Origin of the sequence: Gluconobacter morbifer G707 (assembly GCF_000234355.1) — a bacterium.
Classification (GTDB): Bacteria; Pseudomonadota; Alphaproteobacteria; order Acetobacterales; family Acetobacteraceae; genus Gluconobacter; species Gluconobacter morbifer.
The window spans coordinates 95500-108449 of sequence record NZ_AGQV01000002.1 but is presented as its reverse complement, the minus strand read 5'-3'; the positions used below and the strand labels follow the sequence as shown (position 1 = coordinate 108449).

Sequence of the window (12950 nt, the reverse complement as noted above, 5' to 3'; positions counted from 1 at the left end):
ATCACATCCATGGCTGCATTCAAGGAGGTTCCGGTTCGCGGTGGTGACATTCTCATAGACTGGGATGTCACAAATGGACGCGGCGACTGGTTTGTCAGTGCCGGATCTCTAGCCACGGCCCAGAATGGCTATGACACCCGGAAAAACGCTATCCTTCTTTCACTTTTCACCGACAGGCGCGCTCCTGATGATCTGAAGATGAAAGACCCACGCGGCTGGTGGGGCGATACATATTCCGGGCGGCCGATCGGCTCATGGCTTTGGCTTCTTTTTCGAACAAAGATCACCAATCGCACCGCCACCCTGCAACTTGCCCGAAAATACTGTCTCGATGCCCTGCAATGGATGATCGATGACGGCATAGCTCAATCCATAACAGCGTCTGTGTCTTGGGCGACTACCTCAATTCTAGCCATCAAAATTCGGATCACGGGTCCGGATGGCACGACTTCCGATTATGGCTGGCTCTGGAGAAACTGATGCCCTGGTCTCGCCCAACCCTGACAGACCTGATCGAACAGGCAAAGCAGGACGTGTCCAGCGCCAATCTTCCAGGCGTAGATGGGCTTCTCAATCTCTCTGTCCTTTTCACACTTGGCTATGCCGTTGCCGGCCTTTCCAACCTTCATTACGGCTACCAAGACTGGATCGCCCGACAGGGCACACCCTGGGGCGCAACAGGTGAATATGCAGACGGCTGGGGGTCTCTCAAGGGCGTCATCCGCAAGGCGGCGACGTCTGCAGTCCTTTCGTTTCAGTTCTCAGGGACACAGGGTACGGTATTGCCCGCAGGTTCATCTGTTACGGTTTCGAACAATCTTATTTTCTCGACAAATTCAGACGCTATCGTCTCTTCGTCGGGAATGGTTACTGTAGAAGCGACGGCTTCTGGCACAGGTGCGGATTACAATCTTTCGGCAGGAACGTCTGTCTCTCTTTCTTCGCCTGTTTCAGGCATCTCCTCGACTGGCTCTGTCGTGTCGATTGTCACTGCAGGCGCGGCCCAGGAAACGGACGACGCTTACAAAACACGATATCTCAAGAAATATGCCAGCTCTGCCGGCGGTGGATCCGCAACTGATTATGTGGACTGGGCAGAAGCCGTAACCGGTGTGACCCGCGCGTGGTGCAATCCTTACGGTTTCGGAGCGGGTACAGTTGTCGTCTACATCATGCTTGATGAAGCCAATGCTGCGTATAATGGCTTTCCGCAGGGGACAGATGGCTCGGCTACAGGCGAAACGCGGTATCCCGTAGCCTCAGGGAACCAGCTTGCTGTCGCGAATGCCATTTATAATGGCCAAGACGGTGAAAATGATGACGAGCAACCTGTTACCGCTCTGGTTATCGTTTGTGCGCCCTTGCAGAGACCAATCGATTTCCAGTTTGGAGAGCTTTCTTCGGCCGATGACACGACCCTTGGCCTGATCAAGGAAGCCTTGGCTGACATGATGGTGCAGAAGGGCTCTCCTCTTGGAATGACGCTTTATCCTTCTGACTGGAACGAGGCGATAGCTTCTGTCGAAAGTCTGACGAATTTCTACGTTTCCAGTCCGGTCGAACCTATTGCGCTTCCAGTCGGGTATCTTCCTGTTCTTGGGGAGGTGGTTCTTCCATCATGACCTATACCGCAGACGATTTTCTGCGGGCACTGCTGGCTGAACTTCCTACAGGCGCCGTCTGGCCAAAAGAGCCAGATAGTCTGGTTTCCAGGTCTCTGTGGCCCTTGATGGAAACATTCCAGCGGCTGGCAGAAGCTGATGCAGACCTACTGACCGAAATTTTTCCCTCCACGACCAGAGAGCTTTTGCCTGAATGGGAAAAATCAACCGGATTGCCGGATCCATGTGCTGGAGAAAGCCCGTCTTTTACCCAGCGACGCGCGCAGGTTGTGGCAAGGCTCACTGATAACGGGGGATGCTCAAAAAGCTACTTCATAGCTTTCGCCTCGGCCTTGGGCTTTGACATCACGATTACAGAATATGCTCCAGCCCGGGCTGGTCTCTTCAGAGCTGGAGAGCCGGCGTACGGAGAAAGCTGGGCTTTCGCCTGGACCGTATCAGCTCCCGGCTACACGCCAATATACTTTCGAGCCGGTTCCAGTGCCGCTGGTGAAGCACTGGCCAGTTGGGGGAACGCCGTTCTCGAATGCGAGATCAAAGAGCGTGCCCCGGCCCACACTGTCCCCCTCTTTGCCCAGAATGGTGAAAATCTCATCACCGATTTCGGCCCGGACATCGTTTAAAGAAAAGAGAGATCATGTATCGCATAGATACGAGCACGGCGCTTTCGACGCAGCCGGCGATTTCTGCTGCCGGAACGGGTGGCTTTTTTACAAACGGCAATGCCGTCACAGGCGTGGCGGCTACTGTCGTCGATGCCGATTGGCTGAACGGCATGCAGGAAGAGCTGATGTCTTTCCTGACGGCTGCGAACCTTACGCCTGTCAAGGGGACGAACAATCAGGTTCTGACTGCGGCCAGAATGCTTACCGGTCTGCCAACCGTCATGGTCCAAACGCAGGCCACCGGCAATTTCACTGTCCCGGCCGGTGTCTATCGTATCCGTCTGCGATTCCGTGGCGGCGGCGGAGGGGGTGGTGCGGGTGGAAGCAATTCCACAAGCGCTGTTTCAGCTGGAGGCGGAGGCGCAGCCGGGGCCTTCCTTGACCTCATCCTTGCTGTCCAGCCTGGCAACAATGTCTCCTGGGTCATCGGAGCGGCAGGCAGTCCCGGAACATATAATGGCAGTTCGGGAACAGCCGGCGGTGACACGATCGTTTACCTCTCGGGTGTAGAGGTCGCCCGCGCAAAGGGAGGAACCGGAGGCGCAAACGCAACGTCGGGCGGCGTCGGGCAAGGCGGAACGGGCGGATCCTTTTCCGTAACAGCTTCTGTCGGCGGCTATGAGGGCCATACAGGCCCTGGCGGCGGCTATGGCGTTTATGCCGGCGTCTCCCAGGGCTGGGGCGGCGTTGGCGCGCCGTCTTATGGATACGCGAGTGTTCAGGTCACCGGACAGAACACCACGGGCCTGTCAGGCTCTCCAGGCGGGGGCGGATCAGGTGGAACGGGCGAAAGCAATGGTGGCGCAGGAACTGCAGGAGAGCTGACATATGAGTACTGTTGAGCAGGTTTATGCCGTCTATCTGACGGCCGCCACGGCTGACCATCCCGCCGGATATGTCGTCAATAACATCGTATGGGATGGAAACGGGACTTTGACCCTTCCATCCGGGCAGGCCTCTATCCTCGATGCCGATCGCAAGTATCCCATCGGAAGCACCTACACAGCCAGCTGAGGGATTGCCTGAGATGTCCAGACTTCTCTGGCGCCCGTCCCAGAGGATTGTGCACTCTGGCGCGCCGTCCTGCTGGAGTATCCGAGGCGTCACGCCCCCCTCCCTCCTCCGCTGGCCCTCCTGCGCCCAGAACAGCGCCGCCGATTACAGCGTGGACTTCGCGCCTCTGCTTGGATGCGGCGAGCGGATCGTGGAAGTGGCCTTCTCCACGGATGGCGGAGCGATCGCCTGGGCCTCGATCTTCGGAACGCTGGCCACCGCCTGGATCGCCTGGCTTTCGCCCGGCCAGCAGAGCGCTGAAGTCACGGCCCTGACCTCATCAGGCGCTACGCTGACAGGAACCGTGACTGTTACGGTTTCTGGAACGGGGGCCCTTCTGCAGGCGCGCAGGCAGGCTTCCCTGCCGGACGGAACCGGTGTTCCGCCGAACGCAGCTCTGGCGCCTGACAAAACGGTCCTGTCGCTCGATGCCGGCCACACATGGCAGGTGTCATTGAGTGACCTTCTCAGTCCTGCTGGCCAGCCTCTGCTCTCTCCATCCGGGGTGAGACTGCGCGACCAGGTGTTCGAAACACGGACGAATATTCTTCTCATCGCATAATCAGGAGGGCGCCATGTCTGGCACCACTCAATCGGGGACGCCGATCTCCAGCCTCCCGCTGGCGGATACGGTCTCTCCGACGGATACGCTTGTCGGTGTCCTTACCCGTAACGGGACAACACAGGCACAGCAGGTCTCCGTTTCCGTCCTGGCGACTGGCATCTCTTCAGCCATAGGGATGGATGATGCTGTTACTGCCGCCCAGGCAGCTGCGGCAGAGGCCGCAGCAAAAGCAGAAGCGGCCGGAGAAAACGTCTCAAACGCCATCACGGGGATGCGCGGAAAGGCCAATGGTGTTGCCGCCCTCGATAGTACGGGCGCGCTTACGCTGAGCGATGGCGACAACCTTGTATCCGGTCTGACGGTTTCTCCGGCAACGCAGACCGCGACAGCCACCCTGAAGCCGCTCCTGACGCTCGATGGCGCGGCAAAAGTACGGACATCCGAAGGTGACGTGCTCATTTCGGATTTTTCCGACCGGCTGCCAGCCTCTGCCTTTTACACGGACGCGCAGGGATACATTCGCAAAATCCCCGCTGTGGTCGGCACGCTTCCTGCTGACGTCACCCTGAATGGCGGCGTCTACATGGCAGGTGCGTCTTCGCTTCCTGTGGGCCTGTCCTCAAATGGCGGCATCGTCATGACTGACGGTTCTGTTTTTTATCCCAACACAATCAATAACGGCGGCGTCCTGTGCGCCACGTCCAACGCAACTGGAGCGTAACCTCATGTCCGTAGCAACCGGCAATCCCGTTTTTGTCACCGTTGGTGGAGACGCTTCGAGCGCGACTGCAACCTATACGCCGGCTGGCGCGACTGCACCGGTCACGGCCTCGATGGCAACGATCGGTCTCAATGCGCAGACGGCAAACACCAATGCCGCTTCTGCGCTACAGGCGGCCAATGAGGCTACGGCCGCAATCTCCGCAGGCGGGTTTGCAAAAGCCACCGATCTGGCGAATTACATTCCGACCTCTGCGATCGGTGCGTTTGGCGGCGTTGTCCCCATCAATGCCAATGGTGCGCTTTCGATTCAGACGGCCCCCAAATCGGGCCAGTATCTTGTCTGCGGCATGTCAGGGACGAACGGGTCCACGGAAGTCATTACCTACTACCTGACGAACGCTTCGGCCGATGACAACAGCCCTACCGTCAAGACGACCGTCTGGTCCAATGCAAACGGCGGATATATGGCCTTTGCGGGGGCAGCGTTCCATTCGGACACGTCGAACGGGGCAGCCCTCGGAACGGCCAGCAATCTCTGGTCTGTGCTCTACGCTGCTTCGGGCACGATCAACACGTCCGACGTCACGACCAAGGTCAACATCAAGCTCCTGTCGGACCCGGCCGGTCATGGGGCCGCTGTGGGTGCCCTGGCACCGGACGATGAAACCGAAAAGCTGCTTCGCGTCGGACGGAACATTCCGCTGGCCGTCTGGACGTTCAAGGAGGGCAAGCGCCGGCATATCGGCAGTCTCGCCCAGGCTGTTCAGGCCGCCTTCGCTGCCGAAGGTCTGGATGCGGCCGATTACGGTATGTGGTGCGAAGACGACGTGATCGAGACCGTGCAGGAGGGAAAGAAGACCATCCGTCGCCCGGCCCTCAATGCTGACGGGACGCCGAAGAAAATCCAGGGCCTGCGCTATGACGCCGTTCATGCGCTGTGCATCGCCGCGCTCCGCGCCGATCTCGGGAAGTGAGGTGAAGCATGGCTTCCGCATCCGCAACTGCCATCGACACCGCGATCTGGGGCCTTCGGGCCTCGGAAACGTTTGTCTCCGTCGCATACCCTGACCGGTTCGTCATCACGGCCCCGTCCATCCCGACCGAAGCTGCGGATGTCGCCTGCAACTTCGCCATGATGCGCGGGGATGCGGTCCTGTATTCGAACGACAGCGGGAAATGCACGCTCGGGCTTCAGGGTCAGACCAGCGAAGATTCGAACAAGCACAACTTCAAGATCAAGGTCAAAAACAGCAACAAGGACAAGATCGCAGTCCGTTTCGGGGACTGGGATGAAAGCACATCCATCACCCTGAAAGCCTATGGCGACATCCCGGGGAACAACACGGCGTTCGACCGGACGATGGTCCGCGAAGCGGTCTGCCTCGAACTCTGGCGGCGCATCCGTCGTGCTTACCCGGCCCCGGAAAACCGGATCGGTCCGTGGTACGCATGGATGAATATCGATATGTCCCTGCTCCCGTCAGCACGGTTCTCGTGTGACTGCCGGCCTGTCTCGGTCTATCTGCAACTCCCGACCGATGACGCGCCGCAGTTCTACGGAGCCTATATGCTGCGTTCGGACAATACGAATACGACATATCTGATCGATGAGACGAACGCCTTTCACTATCTGCTACAGCCGCAACACGGGCCGACAAGCCTCTGGACGACCCCGAACCTGCTTCAGACGACGTTCTGGGAGTTCTCTTCTCCCACGACCTATGATTACGAGGTTCCCGCGCGTCTGCTCAACTGGTTCTCTGCTGTCCTGAAAGGCACGGATAGCTGGGCGAACTATGCCGGCTACATCGGGCTGAAATCGTGGATGGATTACAAAATCTTCTGCGATGTCGTCGGCAGTTTTGACAGCATGGTGAACAACCTCATGCTGAAGAGCTATACGGCCACCGAGACGGCAGGCATCTGGGAAGTGGACGCTTACGACCTGGACGAAAGCCTCGGCTGCAAGTGGGGGTATACGAACGGGGCTGATCCGGAAACCACGGGTTTTACGACCGATCAGGATCCTGTCTGGACGTCATTCTCGACGTATTTCGCTTCGCAGATCAAGGCGCGATATGCAGAACTGCGTAGTGCTGGCGTGCTCGACATCAGGTCGTTTACCGAAATCCTGACCTTCTATTCGGAGGGTTTCCGGCCGGCTGACGTCGAACAGGACTGGGTTTTGTACGGGACAAACTCTGTTTCGAACTCCCCCTACATTCTGAACTGGTACCAGCGGCGCCTTGCATGGCTTGACCAGCAATGGGGCTATACGGCCTGACACCCTGACCGACAAAACCCGCCTCCGAGCGGGATTTTTTATATCTGGAGGGCCGTATGGCCGATGACATGGCGGATCTTGCGGCCGAAGTGCGCGCATTGCAGGACCGCGCCCTGAAACTCGAAACCTCCCATGAGATGCTCTCGGACCGGCACGATGAGTTCCGGCAGGAAATGCGCACGGAAGTCCAGTCCCTCCGCAAGGATCTCCAGGAGGTCAAGGCGCAGCAGACCGCCATCGTCACGGGCATGGGCGAGCTGAAGACCATGCTCAAGAACGCCAATGATGACCGTTCCGCCAAGGACCAGGCCCTGAAGCTGACGGTCTGGGCGGCCAATACGTTGGGACCGTACCTCATCCTCGTTCTGGTGGCGGCCGCGGCCTATCTGAAGGGGCATCTCGGATGAGTGGGGTCAACCTGTCCCAGGTGAAACGCCTGTGGATCACGCCCGCCCTGACGGCCCTCGGGCTGTCCCAGCTGGCGCGCATCAATCTCGTGACGGGCATCGGGCTGGTCGAGAGCGATTACGTCTGGCTCGAGCAGCTCAATGACGGACCGGCCCGCGGGTTCTGGCAGATGGAAATCGCCACCCATGATGACATCTGGAAGAACTCCCTGCCGGATCCGTCCCGCTCCCGGGTGCTGGCCGGTCTGCACCGGCTTCTGTGCGGCCGGGCTCCGGAGGCCAGTCTGATGGCTGCTGACCCGCTCTATGGCGCGGCCATGTGTGCGGTGAAGATCCTTCTGGCCCCCGAGGCCCTGCCGGCGGCGGATGATGCGGCCGGACAGGCCCGGTATCACAAGCGCTGGTACAATACCCCGCTCGGCTCGGCCTGCGCCCTGGCGAACATTCCCGACTTCCAGGCCGCCATCGCGGCGTGAGCGTGCTGCTCTGGGCGCTGTGGCGCCGTCGCCTCCTGCGCCTGCGGGTTCTCGCCTGGCGCTTCCCTGACAGTGAGAAATAGCCATGACTGCCCTCTTCCGGCTGCCGTCAAAATGGAATGGCCTTCCGCCCGATCCACAGACAAGCGGCTGGCACGTGCTGGGGATGCCTCAGTTTTCCCATAGTGCCGAGACCGGCCTGATGGTCTTTCTGTCTCATTGGTGTGCTCACACCCAATGCTGGGGAACCGATCGGGACAGACGTCGTGCGTCGTGGGCTGTCGGACAGCGCCTGACTTATATCAGCCGCGCTCCCGATGCGGCCGACCGGATCATAATCGACTACCAGGACGTGCCCTGATGGCGGCTGTTACCAATTCTTATCCAAACTGGCCGTCCTTTATGGCGACCGGTAATCCGGCCAATATTCTCCCCTCCACCAAGGTGGCCGCGCAGTTCGAGACGAAAATCGATGCGGAAGACGGTCAGGCAGAGAATACCCAGCTTTATACCCCTGCCATTTCGGGGGGGACGGCAAGCGATCTGACAATCAAGGCGACCGGAGGCACAGTTTTCCGGACCCTGGAAAACCTCCTTGGCGGCCTTCTCTCGATCTGCGATTTCGGGGCCATTGCAGACGGGGAATTTGACTGCGCGCCTGCGATCAATCTGGCGCTTGCATCCGGGGTCAGCGCCATCTTCATTCCGCCCGGAACATATTACTGCGCCTCCACAATCATTATTCCGCCGAACGTCGCTCTCTACGGCATGAGCGGCCCGATCATGAGCAACCCTCCTACGAAGGGCTGCATCTTCGAGTTCGCTGAGAGCGTCGGGGACTGCGTCCGGATCGGAACCGTAGGCGGCGAAGTCTGGCAGGGCGCACGGTTCGAAAACGTGGCCGTCATGCGCCAGGGCGGCGCATCTTCCACGATTCCCTCCGGAAGTATTGGCGTCCACGTCGTCAACTCTCAGGGCGTCGTTCTTCGGAACATCTGCTGCTATGGGCATGACGACGGATTCTATGTGCAGGGCGCAGATCCGGACGGCATTACGCTGTGGATGGATTTCTGCAACACGGGGCGCATCCAGTCCTCGCATCTTGTCGTGGATTCCTTCCCGGAAGTCCGTGTCTCCAATTCTCGCTTTGGCATGAACGGTTCGGGCGACCTGGCCTGCACCAACTATGTCTCGATCACCGGCGGCAACACGGGCAATGCGGCGGGCGGCCCGAATACGATTGCGTTCACGAACTGCCAGTTCAATCAGGGCGGTGGCGTACTGGTCACGAACTGGCTGAACTTCAACAATCAGACGACCGGCTCAATCTCCGATACCGGGCTGATTACAGTCACCAACTGCTACGTCGAAACGATCAAATACGGCATCGTTTCTGATGCCACGTGGACCACTATTCGCAGGCTGATCGTATCCAACAGCGAATGGAACATGGAGGGTGCGCAGTGGTTCGCGCTTAATCCCGCCACGTCGCTGGAAGACTGCACATTCTCGAACATGGTTGTGTTCGGAAACATCACGCTATCCGCAACGCTGAATCACGTACTGTTCAGCAATATTTATGTGGATCAGGATATCAGCGTCACCAGTGCCAGTGCGACATCAGTGATGTCCATGAATGGCGTCAGTTGTGCCGGTAACCTAACCATTGCAGGTGAATGGAGCAACATGCTGGCTGTCAACATGCAGCATGGCGACTTCACGAATACGGCGACAGGAAGTGTCATCTTTTCGGATGTCGCGGGTACGACGTATGATTCCGATTACACCTACTCCGTTGGCGAACATTCTTTCTTCATCAACTACGGCACAAACAGTGGCGCCCGCTTCCAGAACGATGGCAACTTTGTCATTTACAACAATGCGGCAGGCGCTCCGGTCTTCTCTGCGAACGCCACGACGGGAACAGTTTTGGCCGACGCAACGCTCGGAACCGGGGTCTATACAGTAGCCGGGCTTCCGACGACCAGCACGACTTCTGACCTGAAAGCCGGGTGTATGACGTTCGCCAGCAATGGCCGCAAACCGTCTGAAGCAGCCGGGGCTGGAACCGGCGTTTCTGTTTTCTACGATGGCACGAAATGGTGCTCGATGTGCGATGGAAACGCCGTGGAAGCTTGACGCGCCTGTTGTCTTGCTGCGTGCAATTTGCCCCTGCTATCGCCCGATCATACCGCCTTTCGGGCGGTTTTTTCTTATCCGGAACCTGAGATTATGGACCCTGTGACCCTGCTGGTGGCGATGCTGCCAGCCAAGGATTTCGGCTGGGCGCTGCTGGTGCTGCTGGCCCTGTCCGGGCTGTGCAACTGCATCGCGCCTTTCATCCTGCCGCCGAAGCCGGGCGCGCCTCGCTATGCCCTGAAGAAGGCGGTCTACGTCGCCATCACCTGGGGCGCGGCCAATCTCGGCAGGGCGGCCAACCGGATCCAGTGCGGCCGGACAGGCGTGATGGTGCCGTATCAGGACAGGGAGAAGGCCAGGGCCCTCCTGACCGGTCACGGCATCGATGTCCTGACGAAGAAAAAGCCGGACACGTGACTGAACCCTCTGCGGACCGGTCCCGGCTCTCTCAGTCCCATCGCCGGAGGAGGCAGCGCACCCGCTGTCAGACCGGCATCTCTCACGGCGTCCTTCGGGGCGCCTTTTTTATTGGAGGCCCCTGTGGCTGATCTGAATTCCCTGACCTCTCTCCAGACCCTCGTCTCCACGGTTGCCGGCAGGCATGAGAGCGATGCCGTGAAGGCCGATCTCGCCCTGGTCGGGACGGCCGTGTCCCTGCTGGCCCAGACGCTGGTCCCGCGTCTTGATCCGTCCCTGAACCTGTCGGGCATCGATGCCGGTCTGGCCAGGGCCTTCGATGGCATCACCGATACGGTGACAGCCGCTGAGACGAAGGTGAGCACCGAGACGGAGGCTTCTGGTGCTTCCACTGCGCAGGAGATCCCGGCCCATGCGTAATCCTTCCCGCCGCGGCTTCCTGAAAGCCGCCCTGGCAGGTTCGGCGGTGGCCGGGCTGGCCGCCTGTGGGACGATCAGCTCCTCGACCAGCAATGGCGTGACCACGATCCATATCCAGAATGCCGAGATCATCTCGGAGGTGGACACGGCGCTGGATGTCGCGAAGACCGTCCTCGGCTTCACGAGCGTCCCGGCGGCCATCGTTACCGCTGTCAATACGGCCATCGCGCTGATCGAGCAGGGGCTGGCAGGTTATACTGCTTTCGCCGGCACGACGACGGTCCTGACGTTCGATAGCAGTAGCGTTCCGTCCGCCATCACCTCGGTCATCGCCGACATCCGCCAGGGTGCGGCCGGTATTGCCGCAGCCGTGACGGCAGAAGGCGCGAACCTGTCTGCGACGCTGGAAAGCAGGATCAACAGTGTGGCGACGGATGTGGCGGATGTGGCCGGTCTCCTGACGAGCGCTGTCTCTGCCGTGACGGCAGACCGTCGGGGCGCCAGTTCGGAAACGTCCCGGGCTGTTGCCATCGAAGCGATCCGCAAGCGTCACGGCCTGGCCTGATGTTTGCAATGCCTCCGCCGGACCTGTCTGGCGGGGATGCCCTGCTGGCGTGGGGACTGCCGACAGCCTTTGTCGCGGTCCTCCTGCTGGCCGCTTATCTGATCGGGAGAATGCACTGATGGCGGCCACGGTACGCCTGTATTACCCGGCTGACCCGTTCGGGCGGCTGATCTGCTGGCGGCTGGAGAGCACGTTCTCCCACGCGACAATCGAACTGGATGGCACGCTCTATTCGGCCACCTTCCCGCGCATTGTCGGTGTCGGTCCGACGGACCGGTCTTTCGGCATGCCGCCCCGGACCGGGCAGTCCTATGCGATCCGGCTTACGGATGAAGAGACGGCCAGAGCGGTCGCGTACTGCCAGTCCATGCTCGGGACGTCCTACGACGTGCTGGCGATGCTCGGCTGGGCGTTCCGCATCCAGTCCATGCAACGCCCGGGCCATGCCTACTGCTTCGAGTACGTCTATGACGCGCTTGCGGCGGCCGGCGTCTTTGCATCCAGCAGGCGGCTTGTGACGGGCGATCAGCTTCTGACCGATCTGTATGCCGCTGGCCGGGTCGAAAATCTCACAACCTGTATTGGCACGGAACGGCTGGCCTTGCGCCAGAAGCCGGCCGTTGTCGTGCCTGCTCCAAAGGTGAACCCATGAGCGCTCCTTTCACCGGTCGCTGTCTTGGCAAACGGCCTCCCAGACATGACCCGCGCACCTACCGGCTTGCGCCGCTTCTGGCCGAGAAGCTGCCGGCCATTCCCGCCTCCAAAGACTGGTCGGCCGGCGTGCCCTATCAGATGTGGGGCAATGACCGGTACGGATGCTGCGCCTTTGCAGCCTACGCCGCTCTGGTGGCGACGTGGACGCAGGCCGCGCAGGCGCTTGTCGTGCTCGCCACCACGACGGTTCTGACGGCCTATGCGGATGTGACCGGCTTCGATCCGGCCACGGGCGCGAACGACAACGGCACGGTCCTGCTCGATGAGCTGAATTACTGGCGCAGGACCGGCCTGCCGCGTCCGGGACAGACCCTGGACGTCCTGACCGCCTACGGCTCCATTCCGCCGTCCGATGAGGACGGCCTCAAACGGGCGATCTGCTATCTCGGCGGCGTTCTGGCCGGCGTTGTCATGCCGAAAGGGTTTCTGTCGCTTGGTCTGGGCGAGACATGGGATCTGGACAGACTGTCCGGCGATGAGCTGACACCGGCGGGTGGTCATGCCATTGCGCTGGTGGGCTACACGGTCGAGGGCGTGTTCTTCAACACCTGGGGTACGCGGACGTTCATGCCCTGGTCCACGTTCGCGGCCATTGCCGATGAAGCCTATGGCCTGCTGTCGCGGGAGAACTGGCTGACCTATTCACGGTCTTTCCCCCGACGGCGAAGGGTTCGACGCGCTCGTGAGCGAGCTGCAGGCAGCCTGATTGTCACCTTCTCAGATCAAAACCAGGTTAACCGGTAACATCTGAGAGACTTTAATTAATGAACCAATACCTAGGGATAAATTGTCATGAACAAAGATGCTTACATTGAAATTCAATACCGTAACGGTAACGCTCTAGTGACAACAAGGTATTTAATTTCATCAGAAGACGCAGGTGCTGCTTTTATTTTTGTC

General features: G+C 59.8%; 18 protein-coding genes. All 18 read left to right on the top strand.

Annotation, left to right across the window (positions count from 1 at the left end; all coding sequences use genetic code 11):
• The first annotated feature begins 9 nt into the window (after window positions 1-9).
• The 18 genes from GMO_RS05340 (at window position 10) to GMO_RS05255 (ending at window position 12794) form a co-directional block, all read left to right on the top strand.
• Window positions 10-480, top strand: coding sequence for a phage GP46 family protein (locus GMO_RS05340; protein WP_050801411.1), 471 nt, complete (start codon window positions 10-12; stop codon window positions 478-480).
• Entirely contained in the window at window positions 480-1622 is a 1143-nt protein-coding gene (locus GMO_RS05335) for a baseplate J/gp47 family protein (protein ID WP_008851290.1), read from the top strand. The genes GMO_RS05340 and GMO_RS05335 overlap by 1 nt, the downstream gene beginning before the upstream one ends.
• Entirely contained in the window at window positions 1619-2245 is a 627-nt protein-coding gene (locus GMO_RS05330; RefSeq protein ID WP_040508306.1) for a YmfQ family protein, read from the top strand. Before GMO_RS05335 ends, GMO_RS05330 begins: the two co-directional genes overlap by 4 nt.
• A gap of 14 nt (window positions 2246-2259) precedes the next feature.
• Window positions 2260-3129: a glycine-rich domain-containing protein gene (locus tag GMO_RS14845; protein WP_008851288.1), complete on the top strand. Its 870-nt coding sequence runs from the start codon at window positions 2260-2262 to the stop codon at window positions 3127-3129.
• Window positions 3116-3301 carry a hypothetical protein gene (locus GMO_RS05320; protein WP_008851287.1) on the top strand — a complete coding sequence of 62 codons (186 nt, stop codon included), beginning with the start codon at window positions 3116-3118 and terminating at the stop codon, window positions 3299-3301. Before GMO_RS14845 ends, GMO_RS05320 begins: the two co-directional genes overlap by 14 nt.
• Window positions 3302-3314: 13 nt before the next feature.
• Window positions 3315-3902 carry a phage fiber-tail adaptor protein gene (locus GMO_RS05315; protein WP_040508304.1) on the top strand — a complete coding sequence of 196 codons (588 nt, stop codon included), beginning with the start codon at window positions 3315-3317 and terminating at the stop codon, window positions 3900-3902.
• Window positions 3903-3915: 13 nt separating this feature from the next.
• Complete coding sequence (locus tag GMO_RS05310) at window positions 3916-4626, top strand: hypothetical protein (RefSeq protein ID WP_008851285.1); 711 nt, start codon at window positions 3916-3918, stop codon at window positions 4624-4626.
• A 4-nt stretch (window positions 4627-4630) separates the two neighbouring features.
• The gene (locus GMO_RS05305) at window positions 4631-5602 is read left to right on the top strand and encodes a tail fiber domain-containing protein (protein WP_008851284.1); all 972 of its coding nucleotides are present in this window, start codon (window positions 4631-4633) and stop codon (window positions 5600-5602) included.
• An 8-nt stretch (window positions 5603-5610) separates the two neighbouring features.
• Window positions 5611-6912, top strand: coding sequence for a CotH kinase family protein (locus tag GMO_RS05300; RefSeq protein WP_008851283.1), 1302 nt, complete (start codon window positions 5611-5613; stop codon window positions 6910-6912).
• A 56-nt stretch (window positions 6913-6968) separates the two neighbouring features.
• The gene (locus GMO_RS05295; protein WP_008851282.1) at window positions 6969-7319 is read left to right on the top strand and encodes a hypothetical protein; all 351 of its coding nucleotides are present in this window, start codon (window positions 6969-6971) and stop codon (window positions 7317-7319) included.
• The gene (locus GMO_RS05290; protein ID WP_008851281.1) at window positions 7316-7795 is read left to right on the top strand and encodes a hypothetical protein; all 480 of its coding nucleotides are present in this window, start codon (window positions 7316-7318) and stop codon (window positions 7793-7795) included. The genes GMO_RS05295 and GMO_RS05290 overlap by 4 nt, the downstream gene beginning before the upstream one ends.
• Before the next feature lie 85 nt (window positions 7796-7880).
• A complete protein-coding gene (locus GMO_RS14370; RefSeq protein WP_008851280.1) occupies window positions 7881-8156 on the top strand; it encodes a hypothetical protein in 276 nt (91 codons plus the stop codon).
• Window positions 8156-9934: a glycosyl hydrolase family 28-related protein gene (locus GMO_RS05280; protein WP_008851279.1), complete on the top strand. Its 1779-nt coding sequence runs from the start codon at window positions 8156-8158 to the stop codon at window positions 9932-9934. The genes GMO_RS14370 and GMO_RS05280 overlap by 1 nt, the downstream gene beginning before the upstream one ends.
• A gap of 93 nt (window positions 9935-10027) precedes the next feature.
• A complete protein-coding gene (locus tag GMO_RS05275; protein ID WP_008851278.1) occupies window positions 10028-10351 on the top strand; it encodes a hypothetical protein in 324 nt (107 codons plus the stop codon).
• 123 nt (window positions 10352-10474) lie between these two features.
• A complete protein-coding gene (locus GMO_RS05270) occupies window positions 10475-10771 on the top strand; it encodes a hypothetical protein (protein WP_008851277.1) in 297 nt (98 codons plus the stop codon).
• On the top strand, window positions 10764-11336 hold the full coding sequence (locus GMO_RS05265; protein WP_008851276.1) for a twin-arginine translocation signal domain-containing protein: 573 nt from the start codon (window positions 10764-10766) through the stop codon (window positions 11334-11336). The genes GMO_RS05270 and GMO_RS05265 overlap by 8 nt, the downstream gene beginning before the upstream one ends.
• Before the next feature lie 118 nt (window positions 11337-11454).
• Entirely contained in the window at window positions 11455-11988 is a 534-nt protein-coding gene (locus tag GMO_RS05260; RefSeq protein ID WP_008851274.1) for a hypothetical protein, read from the top strand.
• The gene (locus GMO_RS05255; protein ID WP_008851273.1) at window positions 11985-12794 is read left to right on the top strand and encodes a C1 family peptidase; all 810 of its coding nucleotides are present in this window, start codon (window positions 11985-11987) and stop codon (window positions 12792-12794) included. The genes GMO_RS05260 and GMO_RS05255 overlap by 4 nt, the downstream gene beginning before the upstream one ends.
• Window positions 12795-12950 lie beyond the last annotated feature (156 nt).

Bases quoted from the DNA above. Each gene is read 5' to 3' on its own strand.
- GMO_RS05265 (WP_008851276.1), top strand. From the start codon at position 10,764: ATGCGTAATCCTTCCCGCCGCGGCTTCCTGAAAGCCGCCCTGGCAGGT.
- GMO_RS05280 (WP_008851279.1), top strand. From the start codon at position 8,156: ATGGCGGCTGTTACCAATTCTTATCCAAACTGGCCGTCCTTTATGGCG.
- GMO_RS14370 (WP_008851280.1), top strand. From the start codon at position 7,881: ATGACTGCCCTCTTCCGGCTGCCGTCAAAATGGAATGGCCTTCCGCCC.
- GMO_RS05340 (WP_050801411.1), top strand. From the start codon at position 10: ATGGCTGCATTCAAGGAGGTTCCGGTTCGCGGTGGTGACATTCTCATA.
- GMO_RS05290 (WP_008851281.1), top strand. From the start codon at position 7,316: ATGAGTGGGGTCAACCTGTCCCAGGTGAAACGCCTGTGGATCACGCCC.
- GMO_RS05295 (WP_008851282.1), top strand. From the start codon at position 6,969: ATGGCCGATGACATGGCGGATCTTGCGGCCGAAGTGCGCGCATTGCAG.
- GMO_RS05335 (WP_008851290.1), top strand. From the start codon at position 480: ATGCCCTGGTCTCGCCCAACCCTGACAGACCTGATCGAACAGGCAAAG.
- GMO_RS05300 (WP_008851283.1), top strand. From the start codon at position 5,611: ATGGCTTCCGCATCCGCAACTGCCATCGACACCGCGATCTGGGGCCTT.
- GMO_RS05260 (WP_008851274.1), top strand. From the start codon at position 11,455: ATGGCGGCCACGGTACGCCTGTATTACCCGGCTGACCCGTTCGGGCGG.
- GMO_RS05315 (WP_040508304.1), top strand. From the start codon at position 3,315: ATGTCCAGACTTCTCTGGCGCCCGTCCCAGAGGATTGTGCACTCTGGC.
- GMO_RS05330 (WP_040508306.1), top strand. From the start codon at position 1,619: ATGACCTATACCGCAGACGATTTTCTGCGGGCACTGCTGGCTGAACTT.
- GMO_RS14845 (WP_008851288.1), top strand. From the start codon at position 2,260: ATGTATCGCATAGATACGAGCACGGCGCTTTCGACGCAGCCGGCGATT.
- GMO_RS05305 (WP_008851284.1), top strand. From the start codon at position 4,631: ATGTCCGTAGCAACCGGCAATCCCGTTTTTGTCACCGTTGGTGGAGAC.
- GMO_RS05255 (WP_008851273.1), top strand. From the start codon at position 11,985: ATGAGCGCTCCTTTCACCGGTCGCTGTCTTGGCAAACGGCCTCCCAGA.
- GMO_RS05320 (WP_008851287.1), top strand. From the start codon at position 3,116: ATGAGTACTGTTGAGCAGGTTTATGCCGTCTATCTGACGGCCGCCACG.
- GMO_RS05275 (WP_008851278.1), top strand. From the start codon at position 10,028: ATGGACCCTGTGACCCTGCTGGTGGCGATGCTGCCAGCCAAGGATTTC.
- GMO_RS05310 (WP_008851285.1), top strand. From the start codon at position 3,916: ATGTCTGGCACCACTCAATCGGGGACGCCGATCTCCAGCCTCCCGCTG.